The sequence below is a fragment of the Aureispira anguillae genome (genome assembly GCF_026000115.1).
Taxonomy (GTDB): domain Bacteria; phylum Bacteroidota; class Bacteroidia; order Chitinophagales; family Saprospiraceae; genus Aureispira; species Aureispira anguillae.
The window spans coordinates 6,246,452-6,266,524 of record NZ_AP026867.1 but is presented as its reverse complement, the minus strand read 5'-3'; the positions used below and the strand labels follow the sequence as shown (position 1 = coordinate 6,266,524).

Genomic DNA, 20,073 nt, shown 5'->3' with positions numbered 1-20,073 from the left:
TAGTCGAAAAAAAACTGTATTTCTAGAGCTTTTAATTAAATTTAAGGTTTAATAAAGAGCATAGATAAAAACACTAGTATTTTCGTTATGCTCCTAAAGTTACACTTTTCCTAACCATTATTAAAATAAAAAACTTATGAATAATGCATCTAAGTTTTTAGCATTGTTTCTTTTTGTATTGTTAGGTTATGCTGAAATGGGCTGCAAAAGCTCCTCAGACACAACTTCTAACAACAAAACTAAAACAAAAGAAACCGTTGCTAAATCAGATACGACCACTCCATCACCTATTAGTGGGCTAGGTAGCCTAGGCTCAACAGCAACTACTGATGACGCTAAGGAAGGTGCTAGTGGAATGGATGCAAAACTACCCTTTTCCCCTGATGTCCGTACTGGTGTTTTAGACAATGGAATGCATTATTACATCCGAAAAAATGCACAACCAGAAAATCGTATCGAGCTTCGATTAGCAGTTGATGCAGGTTCTATGCAAGAAGACGACGACCAACAAGGTTTAGCGCACTTTGTAGAGCATATGGCATTTAATGGTACAACCAACTTTGCAAAAAATGATCTCATCAATTTTTTAGAAAAAACAGGCGTTCGTTTTGGCGCAGATCTAAATGCTTACACTAGTTTTGATGAGACCGTTTATATGCTCCAATTGCCTACTGACAAAGAAGGCTTGGTAGACAAAGGACTCTTAGTGATGAGTGATTGGGCAACAGGTATCGCTTTTGAAGCAGAAGAAATTGACAAAGAACGTGGCGTTATTCAATCGGAATGGAGAACTGGCTTGGGTGCTAATGAGCGTATGCGTCATGTCTGGTGGCCTAAAGTATTCTACAAAACTCGTTATGCCGATCGATTGCCGATTGGTCTAATGGATATTATTCAAAATGCCCCTCATGATCGCTTCCGCAGATTTTACAGAGATTGGTACCGTCCCAACTTACAAGCAATTATTGTAGTAGGAGATCTAGATGTAGATGAGATGGAAAAGAAAATCAAGGAAAAATTCCAAGGTTTGAAGAACCCAGAAAATCCTAGAGAGAAAAAATTGTTTGAAGTTCCTGATCATGACGAAACATTTGTAGCCATTGCAACCGATAAAGAAGCTACTGGCATTCAATTACAGCTTTATACCAAACATGCTCCTCAAAAAATCAATACATTAGGAGATTATAGAACTTCTTTGATGCACCAATTATATAATAGTATGCTAAGTAGCCGTTTTGACGAAATTGGGCAACAAAATGATGCTCCTTTTATTAGTGCAGGTGCAGGCTATGGCAATTTTGTGCGTTCAAAAGATGGTTATTTTTCTTCTGCTCGATGCAAAGAGGATGGTATTTTAGGTAGTCTAGATATCTTGTTGCGTGAAAATCAACGAGTATTACAGCATGGTTTTACCGATACAGAGCTAGAGCGCCAAAAATTGGCTTTGGAAAAATTGGCAGAACGCCAGTACAAAGAACGTGATAAAAGTACTTCTAATAACTTGGCCATGGAATGTGTTTATCACTTCTTAAATGATGCCCCACTTTTTGGTGCAGAAAAAGAACTTAAATTGGTCAAAGAATTTTTACCGTCTATTACTTTAGAAGAAATTAATGCTTTGGCAAAAAATTGGATTATAGAAAAAAATAGAGCCATTGTTCTTACTGCTCCTGAAAAAGAAAGCATTAAAATGCCTACAGAGGCAGAAATCAGAAAGATATTGGCTGCTTCTAAAGAATTCAAAACAGAGCCTTATAAAGATAAGTTTGTGGATATGCCACTCTTGGCCAAAACGCCTACTGCTGGAAAGGTTGTGGATACCAAAAAAGTAGAAAAAGATGAATTGGGGCTAACAGAGTACACCTTGTCTAATGGAGTGCGTGTTATCTTAAAGCCTACAGAATTTAAAAATGATCAAATTTTACTAACCGCCTATAGTCCTGGAGGTCATTCTCTTTACGATGACAAAGACTTTACTTCTGCTCAAAATGCGGCCAACATCATTGATCAAGCTGGTTTGGGTGAATTTGATTTAATCGCTTTAGAGAAAAAATTAACGGGTGCTACGGTTAGTATTGCTCCTTATATTGGTGAATTGTACGAAGGTTTCTCTGGTTCTTCTTCTGTAGAGGATTTTGAGACCATGCTTCAATTGGTTCATTTGTATGGTACCAAGCCAAGAAAAGACAGAGAGTCATTTGACCGTGTCATCGACCAAAGCAAAGAACAGTTGCGCAATCTGAGTGCCAATCCTATGTTGTATTTCCAATCTGAAATTCAAAAAATCAAAACGGGCAATCACCCAAGACGCAAAGCAGTTCCTTCTGAAGAAGACATTTCAAAAATCGACTTTGAGCGTGTACACGAAATTTATAACGATCGTTTTTCTGATTTTTCTGATTTTACCTTTGTGCTTGTAGGGAATATTGATCCTGAAAAGGTAAAACCTCAATTGGAGTTATACCTCGGTTCTTTACCTAGTACCAATAGAAAAGAGAAAGGAAAAGATGTTGGGGTAAAATACCCAACCGCAGCAAGCACAAACAATCTAAAAAAAGGATTGGCTCCTCAGGCTAATGTCTATATGGGTTTTGTGCAAGAAGAAGAATGGTCGCAAGAAAAAGCACATCGAGTTGCTTCTATGTCTAAGGTGCTTAGCATCATGGTACGTGAAAACCTTAGAGAGGACAAAGGTGGCGTTTATAGTCCTTATGTTGGAGGAAGAATGAGCAAAGAGCCGAAAGGTACTTCTGATGTTACTGTATTCTTTCAGTGTGCTCCTGAAGATGTTGAAACACTGGTAGAAGCGGTTAAAGAAGAAATCAAATCCTTGCAAGAAAATGGCCCTTCTGATGAAAACTTCAATAAGGTGCGTGAAACGCAACGCCGTTCTCGTGAAAGCAATTTGGAAAAAAATCGCTTCTGGCTAAGTACGCTTTCTAGTTATTATAGAACAGATAGAGATTTGGAAGGCATTAAAGCTTATGACAATTTAATCGAAAACTTGACAAAAGAGGATATTCAAAAAGCAGCCAAACAGTTCTTGGATTTAGAAAAATCTATTATTGTAACTGTAAAACCTGAAAAAGAAGCTCCTAAGGGACCATAACGATTAGGTCAACCTAATCACTATTTGACAATTTGGAGGTATTGAGAGATACCTTCAAATTGTCATTTTTTTTTGCTCCTTTTGATCTATGTTTTAGTTCGTTGCACTATAGATAATTTGCCCACTATGTACCTCCCAACCTTTATTCAAATTAAAACGCTTATATTTAGTAATTAATATTATTCCTGCCACCAACGCTGCTACCCCTCCTGCAATAACAGTTCCCCCAACAATAATATTCCCCAAAGAAGCTGCTCCAACAACAATAGTTGTAAATCCTATTCCAGTAGCAATACCTCCAATCAATACTTCTTCTGTGGTCACTCGTCCAGCAATCATAGAACAATCTGCAAACAGCACCTCCTTACCATCAACGATCATTGCATTTTCTTTTATTTCCTCTAGGGTTCCTTTTAAGAGTTGCTTAGAATTGCTCTCCAATTTGTATTTAATGCGCCCTCCTTGGCTAACTAGCTTTTTTTTATCTTTTTCTAAATGTTCAAAAACCAAAACTTTTAAGGTTTGAGTATCGTCTACTAATTTTTGTCCCATTAGATCTGGTAATACAAACAAAAAGCATAGGAATAGGATTATGATAGAATTGATTTTCATAGTAAATACTATTTTTTTTTAGTATATTAGGCGTGTAATTCTATGTTACAGCCTAAATCAAATTTTTATGTCTTTCGTTTCTAAATATAAACTCTATTCTTTAATTCCTATTGTCTTTTTAGGAATTCTTTTTCTTTCTGCTACTTCCGATTCTATAGAAACTAAGGCACCTAAAATTACACGCATTAACAAATCTAATTTTGACCAATATTGGTATCAAGGAAAAGCTGAAATAACAAGTTATAATTTAAAACAAGCTCGTTATGGCGAAATTCGAAATGGAACAGCAGTCTTAGTTTTTGTCACAGAGCCTTTTTCCAAATCCAAGCAAGTCAAACTCAATACAACAGATCGAAACCAAGAAGATGTTGTCTCTGTATTAAAACTCAACTTATCTAAAAAATTCGTAACGGGTATCTATGACTATTCTATCTTACAGTCTATTTTTACTCCTGTACAACTTGACAAATACGAACATAGTATAAAAGTAACAACAAGCATTCAAGAGTGGTGTGGGCATACCTTCACTCAATTAAATTTACAAAAATATAAGTATAGAATATCACTGCATTCTTATTTTGAAACCGAAGGAGATCAAGAATATCAGGTGGAACAAGCTATGCTAGAAGATGAAATATGGAACTTGATTCGAATTGCTCCAAGTGCGTTGCCCACTGGTTCAATACAATTGATTCCCAATACAGCAACAGCAAGGTTAAGGCATTCTGCAATTGATGTAGAAGAAGCAGTTGCAACGCTTATTCCGCATGAAACGAATAAAAAACTAAATTCCTATCAACTCAATTTTCCATTGTCCCAACGTACGATAAGGATTGATTACCACAAAAAATTTCCACATGAGATAGAAGGGTGGAAAGAAACGTATATTGACAATGGCAAAGAATTGAGCACAACGGCCACTCGCACACGAACCATCTTATCTGACTATTGGAATAAACACCAGATCAAAGATGAATCGATTCGAAAAGAATTAGGCTTGGATCAATAAACCACAAATTAAAATCACAACATTTAAAATATCAAATTATGAGCTTTTCAATGCGTACCAACGGAAAATTATTATTGACTGGGGAATACTTTGTAACGGAGGGGGCTGTTTCCTTGGCTTTACCAACTCAACTAGGACAAACCTTAGATGTTCAATTAATAGATCCTAAAGGTGCCCATCAATTACACTGGAAAAGTTATTCTAACGAAGGCGAAATTTGGTTTGAAGCAATATTTGATTTGCCAAGTTTTAATTTGGTAGAAATCAATGGTGACGAAGACAAGCAAGAGGTTGCTGATAATCTCCAAAATATTCTAAGACAGGCTAAAACCTTGAACGCTGATTTTTTGCAAAAACAAGGAACTTGGGAAGCTAAATCGGTATTAGAGTTTTCAAGAGATTGGGGGCTGGGTTCTAGTTCTACTTTAATTACCATGCTTGCAGAATGGGCCAATGTTGATCCCTTTTTGTTATTAGAGGATACCTTTGGTGGCTCTGGTTATGACATAGCAGCAGCAAAGGCTAATGGTCCTTTATTGTTTCAAAAATTTAATGGCAAAAATCGTTGGGATAAATCAGGTTTTAATCCTTCCTTTAAGGAAAACCTCTATTTCGTCCATTTGGGCAAAAAACAAAGCTCCAAAGAGGCCTTAGTTTATTATACCGTCACGGCTCCTGAAGAAAGAGAAGTTCCCCTGCCCCGTATTAGCCAAATTACGCACGACATTGCTCAATACACCGATAATTTAGCCGATTTTGAAACCCTGCTAGAAGAACATGAAAATTTAGTTCAAGGAATTATTCAACAACCTAGAGCTAAAGAACTTTATTTTAGTGATTATTGGGGCGAAATCAAATCTCTTGGAGGTTGGGGAGGTGATTTTGTGTTGGCTACCAGTAATAAAGACGAAGAAGCAACTAAGGCTTACTTTCAAGAAAAAGGATTTGAAACCATCCTTAAATACAAAGAACTAATAAAAGAATACTAATCAAGTTTATTCTTTTTTTATTCTAATCTACTATATTCAATAGGATTGTTATTTTTGTCTGCTACTCATGGGCTTTTTTAGTGTGCATATACTTATGCTGCTTGTCCATCGTTTTAGAGGAGTAAACGATTAACCTTAATTATATTTAATATCCACTATTCATGAAAATAACCTGGCGCAGTCCTTCGAACCTTGCTCTTATCAAATATTGGGGCAAATATGGTCGTCAACTCCCCAAAAATGCATCCATTAGTTTTACCCTCCAAAATGCCTATTCTGAAACCAGTTTAAGTTATGAGGAAAAAGAGGATGATGGGAAGATTGATTTAACTTTCTTGTTTGAACAAAAAGAAAACGAAGCCTTTAAGGCAAAAATTGTTAAATTCTTAGGTAGCATTGTAGAGTATTTTCCATTTCTAACCGCTTACCGATTGCATATTGAATCGCACAATTCTTTTCCTCATTCGGCAGGAATTGCTTCCTCTGCATCAAGTATGAGTGCCTTGGCGCTTTGCCTTTGTAGCATGGAACGCCAAGTTGCGATCACCTTGCCAAATGAAGAATTGTTTTATCGCAAGGCATCTGATATTGCTCGTTTAGGATCGGGTTCTGCTAGTCGTTCTATTTATCCTCATTTAGCCGTGTGGGGAGCCACCGAATTGGTTAAAAATTCATCCAATGAATATGCTATTCCTTTTGGGGAAGAAGTACATGAAGTATTTAAAAGCTTTCACGATGATATTTTAATGGTTAGCAAGCGAGAAAAGAGTGTATCTAGTACTGCAGGGCATGCCCTTATGGAAGATAATCCCTTTGCAGAAATTCGTTACCAACAGGCACATAATAATTTAGACAAGCTTTTGGTGGCGCTAAAAAATGGTGATCTGACAACTTTTGGAAACATTACGGAACAAGAGGCTTTGCAATTGCATGCGCTAATGATGACTTCTGAACCTTCTTATATTCTAATGGAGGGCAACTCTATAGAACTCATCAAACGAGTTCAAGCTTGGCGCAAAGCAACAGGAAATCACCTTTATTTTAGTTTGGATGCGGGACCTAATTTACACTTGTTATATCCCGATGCCATCAAGGAAGAGGTGACAGCTTTTATTGAACAAGATTTACTTGCTTTTTGCGAAGGACAACAATACCTAAAAGATCAAGTTGGTTTAGGACCATTAAAATTAACTTAGCTCCTATCCTTTTTGACTGTTACTTAATTATTTGGAAATGCGAATGAATGGTTCCATTTCCAAATTTTTTTTAATTAAGTCTCTCCCTTAATTCGTTCCTCCTAGCTGCTCCAATAACCAACGTTTTTCTGGCAGTGGATTTGTTGCATTAATTTCATCAATCAATGCCTCTTTCTGCTTTTTAGTAAAGGCGTGTACCATTTTTTGGGTCAATCGAATGGTATTCAAAAAGCTCTGCTTATGGCTTGAACTTAAAGTCGATTTGCGCCGCACAAACTGAGCAAAACTATGCAGAAAGGATTCTAACAGATCAAAACTACCTTCAATAACATAAATCTTGAGCAACAATAATTTGGCTCCTATGGTCATAAATAAATCATCATATTCCATAGAAATTAACAGGCGTACTGCTTTATCATATTCCTCGGTTGCAAAATATAACGTAGCAGTATTATAATGCACATAACTTTCTCTGTGTTCTGGATGAAGCAGATGTTCCCCCTTTGGAATAAATTCTTTTATCTCTTCAAATTTCTCCAAATGCAATCCTAGTGCAACAATGTTTTTATAGGCAAAATGACTTAAGTAACCATTTTTTAGCAATACTTTATTTCCAATTCCGTTCATATAAAGTTGAAAGGCTTCCTCTATATAATAGCTATGCCCCTTATTCAAACGTTTTATACAATAGTTAATTGCGACTTCGTAAACGTCTCTAAATTCATCAGGGGGCAAAATATTGGGATAACGAATAAGGTAGCTTTTGAGTTCTTCATAATGTTCGTCAACATCGGGCTCTGTCAAAGCCATATAACAGGCATAATACAATTGGATACTATTGATATTAATGGTCGCATAACTTCCATTCTCAATAGCAGTTAAAATAGGCGCTAAAAAAGGTATATCATACTTCGTTTTAAATAAGTTCTGATGCGTAATACTTTTACAAGCATAACGTAATATACTTAGCACAAATACTAATGAAGAATTATCCAACACCTCCTGCAAGTTCACACTAGTTGGCTGATTCCCGACTGTTTTTAGTCGAAACAACTCTAACTCCAATTGGTATTTTAAACGATAATAATCTTCATTTTTAGCCTTTTCTTTCTCTAGAATTTTCAGCACTTGCTGCTCTTGTTTTTCAGCATCTTTTTTTAAATTTCGCTTTCTAAATCCTCTTAACAAGAGCATTTCTTTATTTTTTTCGTCAGAAACATGCTCTATATATCTGATAAATTCTTCTAAAACATCTGTAGCAAAAGACATCACATGGCGCAATCGAACCATGTTCATTTTTTCGTTGGGATAAAGAAACTGAAAGACTCGTTCTCTATGAGTTGTCACAGGACTTAGCCCTTGTCTTGAAAAAAGATAGTCAAATAAAAGCTGAACATCCTTGTGTTTATTGTGAATAGGAGATTTTACCCACTTTTTAAACTGCCTAATCTCTGCGTCATCAAGAGTTTTGTACAATCTTATTAGCTTACTTTTATACATAAAATTGAAGCTTTTTTTACTAAAACAGATCCATGAAAAATATTATACTCATTGGTTAATTTAGTCTTTTTTTCTGATAAAATCCTACCTTAATTGTTTTAGTTCTCTTATTTAAACAATATCTTTCTTTTTTTGACACTTTTTAACTAAAAACTGACAGGGCTAACTAAAGTGTGGCACTATTCATGTGGTCATTATATGATTAATAATTTTACATTTTTATTAATTTTTATTCTTCAATATATTGCCTCAACTTTAAATAGTATGAAAGCAAAAACGCCCTTCAAACAAAACTCATAACAAACTGAAATACAACTAGTTACAAATAACTTAAATTCTTTACAAATAATTGACTATCAAACAATTATAAACGTAAACATAATTTAACATTATTTTTTTGCAAAAAAAACATTCTATAAAATCTGATATAGCATATAAAAAAAAAGGCACAAAACAGTCATTACAGAACAGAAAATGGCTTTTTCACTATAACTAAGTAGATTATTTTTTCTGATAAATGCTTTTTTTTGTATTACCCTATATATATATAATGTATTAGATTTGTAAGACAAACAGCAATAATTAATTTTAAAGCACACAAGTATGAAGCCCACTATACTCTTTTTTATCTTCATTGCCAGTTTTATGTATAATGTGTCAGTGGCTCAAACACTTGTCACTACTAATTTCCAACAAGGTAATAGCTATTGCCCTTTGATGGAGGTGAATATTACTGCCACTAACAGCAATGGTTTATATAGCATTTCTTATTGCAATCATGGTAATGCAATTGCGAATGGTGCTTATGTTGAAATAGAAATAGCAAATGGATTAAACCTACTAAAATCAACAATACCTGTTACTTTCCAATTAGGAAATAAGTATACCTTTGATTTAGGGGATGTAATGAATTCAGATTGTTCTGAGTTTTTTGTAGAGATTCCGAATTCAGCCGATCAAATACATTGTACAAAGGTTCATATATACCCTGATGATCCATGTCAAGCAATGATTGATCATTACATCAGTCATAATAACGGAAATAACAATGGAAACACAACTATTACGGTAGCTGCAATCCAAGCACAACGCCATATGTCAGCCAATGATCTGCTAGGTCAAACTACATCTAATTCTATATTTGAAGATCATGTTTTTCTAGACAACCGACCTTCATGGGACAGTTTATTGCATATCGTTGGTCATGGTCCAGGATCTGGTACTTCGGCTACGGTCAATACCTCTTCAAATAACAATACTAATAGTACAAATAGCGACAAAGGAAGTACTAGTCATACTTCTGGAAATGATAATAATACCGCAGGGATAACAATTCAGAGTTTGTCCTCTTCTGAATTTTGCAACGATATTACACAGAGCAATGGAGGCGCTAATAATAATAATAATTCTGCCTCTGTTAATACAATAAATATTTCTTCTAAAGATGTAATGACTGCTCTAAAATATAAAACATTCTATTACACTTCAGACAACAATAAAAATACTGGTGTAAATTCTGCTGAATTGTCCCATACTGATAAAAAGAATACAGCGATCGTTTCAGTGAATATTTCACCAAATCCTTTTGACCGAACAACAACCATTAATATAACTGGAGCTGTTCATCAAATAACTCAAGTTCAAATTATAAATGTTGCTGGTCAAGTAATTAAAGTACTACAAGTTCAAGAACAACAACAAATAACAGTTGATAAAGAAAGAGACAACCTTAGTCAGGGAGTTTATTTCTATCAAATCACTGGCGATGGAGCACCAATCCATACAGGAAAATTAGTTGTTCGATAGCATTTATTTTGCAGAAGTGATGCTCTTCTGTAGCCTGCGAATTCATTTAATCCATAAAGCGTTTATCACGATCAATTTTATTGATTAGGCATCGCTTTGGCTAAACCTTAGCATTTGAAAAAGAAATTCATTACACAAATTGCTTGCAAACCTATTTTATACAATAATAGTGGTCGCAAGACCACTATTATTTACAAAGGTTTTAAACTATAAAATATTACTTGTTTACTTATTAAATTTTTAATTATTATTTATTGCTTAGAATTAGTAGGAAAGGTGGTTTAGAGGTTAATTTTTAAAATGCAGCTTCGTGGGGACGATTAGGCATACAAACAACTCTTTCCCATCTTCCGAACATTCTTAAATAGTCTAGTCAACTATACCAATAAATCGTATTCAAAGCCTCTAAATTTACAGTACAGAGTCACATTACATTAAAAAAGACAGTATGACTTATAGATTTTAATAAGTCTCTGAATAACAGTACAAATTTTGCTAACTTTTTAAATTACAGACATTATGATTAGATCTAATCTCATGTTTGTTTGCGCATTAGCACTTGCAAGCCTATATTCAATAGGAGCTAATGCACAAACTAAAGTATGGGGCGCAGGCGCTTCTGCGGGTCAGGCAGATGGAGAATTCCAAAATGCATTTACTCAAACAGGAACAGCAGGTTCTTACTCCGCTACCACGTGGACTGCACTATCTGTTTTTGAAAACCAAAGTGCAACAACTTCTACAGTAAACCCAGGTGCGGCTTATTGGACGAGAAGTACACTAGGTTATTCTCAAGGGTACTATGCAGGCAATACGCCTATGCCTTCGCCTACAAGAACAAATGGTGTTGCTATTTTTGATTCTGGTTTCATGGATAATAATGGAACGAGTGCACAAGGTACAGGTACCTCTCCAGCAGGTCACCGAGGAGAATTGATTTCTCCTAGAATTGATTTATCTGGTTATACCGATAGTGCTCTTGTTGTTCAATTCTTTTCTGAATTCAGAGATCATGACATCACTGAACTAAGTGTCTCTATGTCTACCGACGATGGTTTGACTTGGAGTACTCCTTCTGACTATCAAATTTTACAAGGTTCTTCTGATCCTAAATTAATTCGTGTTTTATTGTCAAATGTAACGGCTGGAGTTGCCAACTTAAGCCAATCTCGTGTTCGATTTACTTTCGAAGGCAATTACTATTATGCAATGATCGATGATGTGACCATCGAAACAGCACCAGAATACGATATTGCTTGGGGACTTCCTGACCCAAATAGTAACTTAATCTCTGGTAGTGGTGATTTTGCAAAAATTGGAGGCAATCGCTATCAAGCACTCTCTAATCTTGATCCAACCAATACCAAAGAGTGGTTCTGGGGTGGAAAGGTGATTAACTATGGTGCTAAAACACTTTATCCACAAGATAGCGCTAGAATTTATGTAGCTATTGATTATTATGATGAAGTAACAAATGCTCCTACTTTTGATGTTTATCTAGATACCATGAATATCGATACACTCGAAGCTGGCGATCAAGTAGGTACTCCTTTTATTGAGTATTTAAGAGACATCAGTTTTATCCAAAACAAAAAGGGTAACTACAGAGTTCGTTACTGGTTAACACACAACAAAATAGATGGCAATGCAGCAAACGATACTGTTCGTCATACCTTCACCATAACTGGTTCAGGTACAAGCTATATTTCAAAAGCAAGAAGAGCTGCTTCTGACCTTAGAGTTTTTGCTTCTAGAGGTATGTTCCCAGCAAATGCATCTGGTGTATTTAGTGCTTTTGAATATGGTTCTGTTTATTATTTCCCTAAAGGAATGACCAATAATCTAAGAATTGATTCTATTGATTTCCGTTATCAAGTACCTAATGGTTATACTGGGAATGCATCACAAACTGTATTTGTAAATGTTTACAAATTAACAGATGGATCTGGTGCAAGCCCTTCAGATGGTCTTTTAGATAGCGATGAATTGCTTCATATTGGAGTAGGAACAGCTAACCTAACAGGTCTAGGAACAACGGTTGCTGGTGGTGATTTTGCTTTAGGAACAGTATCTAGCCTAGTTGATCCTTCTTCTGGTGGTGCGATGCCTAACTTAGCTGACCATGGGTTCTACTATGTTTCTGTTCTTCAAAATCCTGCTGTGCTTGGTGGAGCTGCTACTTTTACGGCTACTACTGCACTGTGGATTGGTTCTGACCAATACAATTATTACATGAATAGACTCATGTCTAGAGCAGATACCGTTATTAATCCTTCTCCATCTATGAATACAGATGCAGCAGGTAGCGTATCTTGGTTTGCAGATGGTTTTGGCGGTGGTTATGTTCCTTCTATTGGAATTCATATGCCTCCTGTCTATAATAGCACTACTCCAATAATCGCTACTAATGAAGCTGCCGAAATGTCTGCTTATCCTAATCCAACCAACACCATACTTAACGTAGAAGTGAAGTTTGAGGAAGCAACCAATGTACAATACATTATGACAGACGTTTCTGGTCGTGTAATCTTTATAGCGGATAGCGATAATGTAACAGAAGAAACTCAAACCTTTAATGTAGAGCAATTTCCCGCTGGAGTTTATTTTATTACAGCTAAAACAGATAAGGGTGCAACAACACAACGTATTATCAAAAAATAAGTCTATAATTTAATTTTGCAAATGCGGTAACTATTATTTTGACCTCTAATTCTTCACGAATTAGAGGTTTTTTTATGCCGTTACATTTTGTCATTTTTTAATTGGGATAAAGAATATTTTTCATTTTTATTTAGAATTAGTCTAAATAAAAATTGCTTTTTATAAATAACTCCTTTACATTTGTAGTACACTTAATTTAACTTAATAAACATACACTATAAATGAAAACGCCAATTTTATTTTTCATCCTATTACTTGCTTTTAATCATGGGCTTATAGCCACTCCTTCTATCTGTAAAAAAGTAAACTTCAATAACTCCGAAAAAAAGACCGAACCTCTATTAATGCGTAAATGGGTCAATGGAGAAATTTACATTGATCTAAAAATTGATGGCTCTTTCTATGCAAAATTAGATCAGTCTAACTTAATCGAAGGTATTTGGGCTATGTCTAAAGATCAGAAAAAATTGATCCTAAAAGAAGAGCAAATGCTAGAAGGTAAAGGCAAAAGTTTTAAGGTAGAATATACCATTGTAGCTATTTCTAGTCATAATATGGTTTTGCAAAATCAGGAAGGTGAAGAACTACTATTTATAACTTCTGAACTAGCACTATCTAGGCTTCTTTCTCAAAAATGGGTATTTGAACAAGGGTATATTGACCTTAACCCACTAGGAACATTTGAGGCTTCTATCAATCACCATGACATCAGTGGGAAGTGGGGCTTTTCTTCCGAAATAGAAAGTAAAAAAACACTAAAATTAGTTCAAATAGACAGCAAAACCCAAGAAGTGTTTTTTAATAAAACCTATCAATTAATTAGCTTAACTCATAACAAATTAGTGATGCTTGACCCGACAGGAAACATTATTCAGCTTTTTTCTAAACCAAAACACAAGCTTAATTAGTAGAAATAACTTGATTACGAATGGATAAAAAAATCATTTATTAAATATTTGTTGATGCAAATTTAATGTATTATTTTTCTTAAAAAAGAAAGCAAATAATACCTTTGTACCTGAAATACAAAGTATAATAAAACATTTAGGGTATCAAAAAGATCAATTTAGTATCAATAAAAAATGATAACAGCTAAAAATCTATATTTAATTAACTTTTTTAATTCATTTACGTAAAGATATATAACGTCCCTTTACTACTTAAAATGTTTTTGAATATTATAACTTAACACACAACAAATTATGGGTAAAAACGTACTTTCACTAATTGTTCTAATGTTCTTATCACTTGCATTAGTATCTAATATATTCGCCAATAACAATTCTATACTCCCTTTTGAGCACAATTCTCATCCTCTAAATAATGAAGCAGCAGATACCTATCTACTGTTAGCACACAAATGGGAAAATGGAAAAATGTATCTAGATTTAAACATCAATGGATCTTTTGAAGGCAACTTAGATGGTGAAAACTTGGTGTATGGAAATTGGGAGATTACCAACAACCAAGCTACGCTCACACTAATTAATGATCCGATAGATGAAGATGAGTTTAAAATTGAATTTACGCTTTCTGATGTCTCTTTTGGATCGATCAAACTCGTAGATAAACAGGGGAAGGCTCTAGTTTTTAAGATTGCAGACAACTAGAATTGCTTTGCAAAAAGAAAAAACGCAATGATAACAATCATTGCGTTTTTTTTATTATTTAGACTCAACAACCTCCTTACTCGGTGCAACTTCTTGTCCCTTAGGTTCTTTTTCTTCTCGTTCTTCTCCTTTACTGTTTTTTGAAGATTCTTGGATACGCTCAATTGACATTGCTTTTTGCTGTTTTACAAACATATCTCGTTCTTTGTAATTCTTATCCAGAGCAGGATCATAAACCGTACTATGCGTTCTATCTTTCCCATAAGCCTCTGGAGTTATATATTTGCCGACATCCTGAGGTCGCTTCGCTCGAACAGATTCAGAAATGTTGTATTTTTCCATAAAATATTGCGCAGTAGGGTCATTCCGTTGAGCATAAACAGTCCAAGAAACTTTGGTATTTGGAGCTCCAACTATCATAAATTTATTATTATTAATTTCTGAAGCAATATAAGGTTGTGTCGCCGTACCAATAGCCGTTAATTGATAACTTGGATTCGTATTAGTAGCATCAAAATAATCGGGTAAATTTACTTCTGCTTGTCCATTAGCATCGAGCTGAACAACTCCTCTATACATATTTAATACCTCATTCGATTCTACTGAATAGTGACTCAAGGTTTTATTCTCAGGATCTAAGGGGTGATCGATATGAAACGATTTAACACCAGCAGATCCAGAATTAGCAAAAGAATACAATCCAAATCCACTTCCTCCACTAGCGTACCCAATAACTCCCATATCTCCCCCAAATCCATAAACCCCTATTCCTTCTCCTGCATTAGCATCTACTGCTTGAGAATAAATCCCTCTAGCTTGAGCTGTAGATCCTGAATTAGCCGTTACTGGTGTAATAAATACATTGATACCATCACCGTCATTTGAACCGTTGTTATTTACTAAGATCGTAGGATCTGCACTATTATTAGAAGCACTAATGGCAGATTTAGAAAGCCCTGCTGTTGGAGAAGTTCCTGTCGCCATATGAGTAATAGATAATGAGGCATATTCTGAAGTAGTATTGGTAGGACCTGCTGCTGCTGTAGGATCTCCCATAAATAAATCAACAGCATTGCCATTATTGCCATAATGCTGAATTTCAACAGCATTACCTCCACCTGCTGTGCCTCCTCCAGTACCATTATAATTCACAATTAAACCTAAACTATTCCTAGTCGCTGCGGCATCACTTACTGTAATATACTGTCCTGTTCCATCCCCTCGATGAAAAATACTTAGACCTGTTGCTTGTGTGGTGGTATTTCCCAAAACAATCTGTTGACCTCTTCCCAATCCATCATGAAAGATGGATGAAGCCATATTCGTACTTGCTGTATTTAAAATCCCTACTTCTGTTCCAATACCTGTTCCTGAATGATACAAGGCTGTTCCCGTTGCTGCATTCGCAGAATTTGTTAATGTTGTATACAATCCACGACCAGTCCCTGCATGATACAAAGCAGAGCCTGTTGAACCGTTAGCCGCATTCGATAAATCAGTATAGGTCCCTCTACCTGTTCCTGAATGACGCAAATCATAACCTATAGCAGCATTTGTAGCTTCGCTCAACTCCATGTAAAACCCTGCCCCTGTTCCTGAATGAAATAAAGTATATCCCGTTGCACTATTCGCAGCATCTAAGTACATATCAACTCCTCTGGAAAAAGCTCCTGTCCCATCCTGATCTATTCTTACCCCTGCACCTGTTGCCCCTGTATTGGTTTGGAGAATATTTAATCCAACTCCTAATCCTGCATTATTAGAGATAATCGAACTAGAGGTACTCGCTGCATTCAACATTTCGTTATTGATTCCTGCCCCAGCCGAACCATTTCTAATCCAAAGTGCTGAACTGCCATTAGCCGTATTAGTAGGTACTAACTCTAACGAATTGCCTGCTGCACCTGCATGGTCTACCAGAATACCATCTACCCCTGCTGTTTGGTTAACATGTAATTTAGCAGTTGGAGTGGCAGTACCTATTCCGACATTCTGCGCATTAATAGGTAAAAAGCCTAACAAGGCAGCCGCTAGGGTTATAGTATATTTTTTATTCATAATAATAATATAGTTAGTGAAAAATTTAGTGTCACATTGGGCGAACATTAAATTTACTACTTTAAACGCAGAAAAACCATATATTATTAGTTATTTAACCAATATCGCATTCTTTTATTTCAAAAAAAAGACAAAAATCCATTCTTTTATTATCCATATAATAATGTGTTTTTTTTTATATCTTTGAGTACCAACAGTGTAATCAACTGATTATCAAAGTAAAAAAAACAAAAACACACCGCTATCATAAAACAATGGCTATCAACACATTACAAATAAGCCTTTTGTACTTTTTTTTTCAAAAAAAAGCAATCTAAACTATTTACTCAATTTCTTGCAATGAATACACTCCAAAAAATCTCTACCTTGTTACAGAATTTTAGTGATTTAATTTACCCTAGACTTTGTCTAGCTTGTGGAAAAAAAATAATCTCAAAACAAACTTGTATCTGTATTCATTGTACCTATCACATAAGTCCCACTAATTATCATACCTTAACTCCCAATCCTGTATTAGATCGTTTTTGGGGAAGAATAGATTTAGAGCATGCTTCTACAAGTTTTGCATTTAACAAGGGAGGATTGTTGCAACACCTGATTCATCAATTAAAATATGAAAACAAGCCGCAAATAGGAATAGAATTGGGAAAACAGTATGGGACTATGCTAAAAGAAACAGCCCCTTACAATACAATAAACTGCATTATCCCTGTCCCTTTGCATCCTAAAAAAGAACACCAAAGGGGGTACAATCAAGCAGCTGCGTTTGCAGAGGGATTAGCCATCGGAATGCAAAAAAGATGGTCTAGCGACTATTTATACAGAGTTAATTATACAGAAACTCAAACCAAAAAATCTCGGCTTGACCGTTTTTCTAATGTGCAAAATGCATTTAGCCTTAAACAAGTAGAAGACCTCAAAGGGAAGCATCTACTTATTGTTGACGATGTAATTACAACAGGGGCCACACTAGAAGCTTGTGCTCAAAAATTACTAGAAATAGGAGGAGTAAAAGTTAGTATAGTTGCAATCGCTTTAGCCAATTGATTGTTCTAAAAGTAAATCACTATAAGAGATCGCTAATAAATCTTCTTCCCCTATGCCCAATATTTCCATATATTGATAACACTGTTTTTGTAACAATGCCTGTCCGATTGTTCCGTTTTCATCAATAGCCTCTATTTCAACAAAGGTTCCAAGCTCCTTTACTCGATCTAAATGAAACTTAATATTATTAATAAAGAATATTTTTCGCCTTTTATCTACAACTATTTTTATACCTAAGGCCTCTGTTAAAGTAGCTTTTAAATCCTTACTATCCCCTGGTTTATAATAAGTAATTGAAGAGGTTTTGGGTTTTATTTGATTGTCTCGATGATAGTGAATAAGTGCATTTTCGATATTCCCTTCTCTTAATTTCAATCGCCCATTGGGCACATTAAAATAAGTATCAATCTGATGATCTTCTCCCTTATAATCTGCTTGATGCTCCGCCAATATTTGTGCTAGTTTCTCTATATCCAAACAGCTTGCCTTAATTTCTACATTGATCCAACCCATGCTTTTTTGCTACCTATTAAAGTTTATATAATTAATTATTCCAACCATCCCCTTCATCCTTATTCTCTGCTGCATATTCTATACGAGTAATTGCCTTTTGTTTTTCACGTTGAAAAATTAACTGAGCCAATACTTGATGCGGCAGCTCAGAAGCACTAGGAGCTAGTGCTTGATGAACTTTCCGTTCATTAATATCCAGACGGTACAAGATATAAAATAATTGTTCTAAATCGTTATCTATTAAATTTTGTATAAAATGTTCTAAAAAAGCCAATAGTTCTGCTTCTGTAACATCGCTAGGGATATGTTCTACCTCAAAATCTTTCTGAACAAAAGCCGCTGTTTGTCGCAGAACCAACAATTCTTTTTTCATTCTATTCATCATTATAAATTTATAAATCCTCCCTCATCACAACACTACCTATACATCTTGCTTAAAAGGCATTGACACAATAAACGTAGAACCTTTTCCAACTTCTGACCGAAGATCAATTGTACCTCCATGTGCCGTTACAATTGCCTGTACATAACTCAACCCTAAACCAAAGCCCTTTATATCGTGTAGGTTTCCTGTTGGCACACGATAAAACTTATCAAAAATATATTTTCTGGCTTCTTTACTAATTCCAAGTCCATTATCTTCTATCTCAAACAAAAAACCATTACCAGCATTTCTTGTTCGAATCGTAATAACAGGTTGCTCTGGAGAATATTTATTGGCATTATCCAAGAGGTTGTGGATAATATTTGTAAAATGAGTTTCGTCCGCCTGAATGATTGAGTTGCTAGCTTCCAAATCTAAAATAACTTGTCCTCCTTTTTGTTCTACTTGAAGGGCAATTTTTTCAGCAGCATTTAAGATGACATCTTCTGCATAAACCTCTACCAAATTGAGTTTAAACTCTCGCTTATCGATCCTAGCCATCTGCAATACTTTACCGACTTGGCTATTCATTCGTTTGTTTTCTTCCTCTATAATATTCACAAATCGCATTGCTTTTTCTGCTCGCCCCTTATCTATCCATTTTTTGATGGTATCTGTCGCAATAGAAATCGTTGCAATAGGTGTTTTAAATTCATGGGTCATATTATTTAAAAAGTCGTTCTTCATTTCAGATAACTTTTTCTGCTCTAGGATAACTTTAATGGTGTAATAGAAACAAAAAATGACAATTCCTGTAAAAATAAACGTACTCATTAAATGCAACCATAAACCACTCCACAGAAAGCTTCTTTTACCAGGAAAATCAACATATAAACGGGCAACCTGTTCATTAGAACTAGGAAACAAACTAATAGAATATTTAAAATCTGAGGGCTGTAAGTATCGCTCTTCACAATCTTTAGCAACAGGATTTAACATCACAAAATCATCATCCTTGGTAGAATAAACCCCATAGGCACAGGAAGTCGTAATTCCCTTATCCAGTAACTCCTGCTGCAACAAGGTATCCAAAGATTTGATGGTAATTCGTTGCTGAACGGGGATGTCTTTGACAATGCCATGATGCACAAAAAAGCGCTCAAAATGAATCATATAAGCTTCCTTGTTTTTTCCCTTGGTCCATGTCCGAGTCGTTTCTGTTGTTTTAAAATTATCGACCAAGTGTTCAACCTCCTGTTTGGGTAAGGTATCCACCGCAGAGTATTGCACGGTTCGATTAGAATCGGCTAAATAATAATCTGAGATTTCATTCACTTCCAATGCCGTAGCAAGCTCTCTTGAGTTGGGTTTTGTAATGCTTGTTAAACGTGGCAAGTTATACAAAGCAGCTGTTTTCTCTAATTCTGTCTGCTCCAACTTAGAAACAATATGATCCAATGCACTGTGAATATTCCCATCAAATAGCTCACTATTGAGTTGGAAAGCAGATAAAATAGAATATACCTGCATCCCAAAGATGCCGATCAAAGCACTGGTTACCATAACAACAATCTTCCAAATTGCCTTTTGAGTCATTCT

At 35.3% G+C, this 20,073-nt stretch carries 15 protein-coding genes; 9 read left to right on the top strand and 6 right to left on the bottom strand.

Features of this window, described 5'->3' with window-relative positions:
- Positions 1 to 136: 136 nt before the first annotated feature.
- A complete protein-coding gene (locus tag AsAng_RS24530) occupies positions 137 to 3,109 on the top strand; it encodes a M16 family metallopeptidase (protein ID WP_264789757.1) in 2,973 nt (990 codons plus the stop codon).
- Positions 3,110 to 3,202: 93 nt separating this feature from the next.
- Here the strand turns inward: AsAng_RS24530 and AsAng_RS24525 are convergent, their stop codons facing one another.
- Positions 3,203 to 3,721 (bottom strand): hypothetical protein, encoded by a 519-nt coding sequence (locus AsAng_RS24525; RefSeq protein WP_264789755.1) that lies wholly within the window; start codon positions 3,719 to 3,721, stop codon positions 3,203 to 3,205.
- A 67-nt stretch (positions 3,722 to 3,788) separates the two neighbouring features.
- Here AsAng_RS24525 and AsAng_RS24520 point away from each other — a divergent pair, with 67 nt between their 5' ends.
- The 3 genes from AsAng_RS24520 (at position 3,789) to AsAng_RS24510 (ending at position 6,915) form a co-directional block, all read left to right on the top strand.
- On the top strand, positions 3,789 to 4,730 hold the full coding sequence (locus AsAng_RS24520; protein WP_264789754.1) for a hypothetical protein: 942 nt from the start codon (positions 3,789 to 3,791) through the stop codon (positions 4,728 to 4,730).
- Between the two features lie 38 nt (positions 4,731 to 4,768).
- Positions 4,769 to 5,719 carry a GYDIA family GHMP kinase gene (locus tag AsAng_RS24515; protein WP_264789753.1) on the top strand — a complete coding sequence of 317 codons (951 nt, stop codon included), beginning with the start codon at positions 4,769 to 4,771 and terminating at the stop codon, positions 5,717 to 5,719.
- A gap of 161 nt (positions 5,720 to 5,880) precedes the next feature.
- Positions 5,881 to 6,915 (top strand): diphosphomevalonate/mevalonate 3,5-bisphosphate decarboxylase family protein, encoded by a 1,035-nt coding sequence (locus AsAng_RS24510; protein ID WP_264789752.1) that lies wholly within the window; start codon positions 5,881 to 5,883, stop codon positions 6,913 to 6,915.
- 87 nt (positions 6,916 to 7,002) lie between these two features.
- Here AsAng_RS24510 and AsAng_RS24505 read toward each other — a convergent pair whose 3' ends face one another.
- Positions 7,003 to 8,415, bottom strand: coding sequence for a hypothetical protein (locus AsAng_RS24505; protein ID WP_264789751.1), 1,413 nt, complete (start codon positions 8,413 to 8,415; stop codon positions 7,003 to 7,005).
- Between the two features lie 603 nt (positions 8,416 to 9,018).
- Here AsAng_RS24505 and AsAng_RS24500 point away from each other — a divergent pair.
- The 4 genes from AsAng_RS24500 (at position 9,019) to AsAng_RS24485 (ending at position 14,492) form a co-directional block, all read left to right on the top strand.
- On the top strand, positions 9,019 to 10,221 hold the full coding sequence (locus tag AsAng_RS24500) for a T9SS type A sorting domain-containing protein (protein ID WP_264789750.1): 1,203 nt from the start codon (positions 9,019 to 9,021) through the stop codon (positions 10,219 to 10,221).
- 519 nt (positions 10,222 to 10,740) lie between these two features.
- Positions 10,741 to 12,882, top strand: a complete 2,142-nt coding sequence (locus AsAng_RS24495) for a T9SS type A sorting domain-containing protein (protein WP_264789749.1) — start codon at positions 10,741 to 10,743, stop codon at positions 12,880 to 12,882.
- A 221-nt stretch (positions 12,883 to 13,103) separates the two neighbouring features.
- Positions 13,104 to 13,790: a hypothetical protein gene (locus AsAng_RS24490; RefSeq protein WP_264789748.1), complete on the top strand. Its 687-nt coding sequence runs from the start codon at positions 13,104 to 13,106 to the stop codon at positions 13,788 to 13,790.
- 327 nt (positions 13,791 to 14,117) lie between these two features.
- The gene (locus AsAng_RS24485; RefSeq protein ID WP_264789747.1) at positions 14,118 to 14,492 is read left to right on the top strand and encodes a hypothetical protein; all 375 of its coding nucleotides are present in this window, start codon (positions 14,118 to 14,120) and stop codon (positions 14,490 to 14,492) included.
- A 54-nt stretch (positions 14,493 to 14,546) separates the two neighbouring features.
- Here the strand turns inward: AsAng_RS24485 and AsAng_RS24480 are convergent, their stop codons facing one another.
- The gene (locus AsAng_RS24480; protein WP_264789746.1) at positions 14,547 to 16,550 is read right to left on the bottom strand and encodes an autotransporter outer membrane beta-barrel domain-containing protein; all 2,004 of its coding nucleotides are present in this window, start codon (positions 16,548 to 16,550) and stop codon (positions 14,547 to 14,549) included.
- Between the two features lie 339 nt (positions 16,551 to 16,889).
- Here AsAng_RS24480 and AsAng_RS24475 point away from each other — a divergent pair, with 339 nt between their 5' ends.
- A complete protein-coding gene (locus AsAng_RS24475; protein WP_264789745.1) occupies positions 16,890 to 17,597 on the top strand; it encodes a ComF family protein in 708 nt (235 codons plus the stop codon).
- Here the strand turns inward: AsAng_RS24475 and AsAng_RS24470 are convergent.
- The 3 genes from AsAng_RS24470 to AsAng_RS24460 are packed head-to-tail and all read right to left on the bottom strand — an operon-like array spanning position 17,586 to position 20,070.
- Positions 17,586 to 18,110, bottom strand: coding sequence for a class IV adenylate cyclase (locus AsAng_RS24470; RefSeq protein ID WP_264789744.1), 525 nt, complete (start codon positions 18,108 to 18,110; stop codon positions 17,586 to 17,588). The two genes, AsAng_RS24475 and AsAng_RS24470, sit on opposite strands and share 12 nt — an antisense overlap.
- A 31-nt stretch (positions 18,111 to 18,141) precedes the next feature.
- Positions 18,142 to 18,483: a hypothetical protein gene (locus AsAng_RS24465; protein WP_264789743.1), complete on the bottom strand. Its 342-nt coding sequence runs from the start codon at positions 18,481 to 18,483 to the stop codon at positions 18,142 to 18,144.
- Between the two features lie 48 nt (positions 18,484 to 18,531).
- A complete protein-coding gene (locus AsAng_RS24460) occupies positions 18,532 to 20,070 on the bottom strand; it encodes a sensor histidine kinase (protein ID WP_264789742.1) in 1,539 nt (512 codons plus the stop codon).
- Between the last annotated feature and the right edge of the window lie 3 nt (positions 20,071 to 20,073).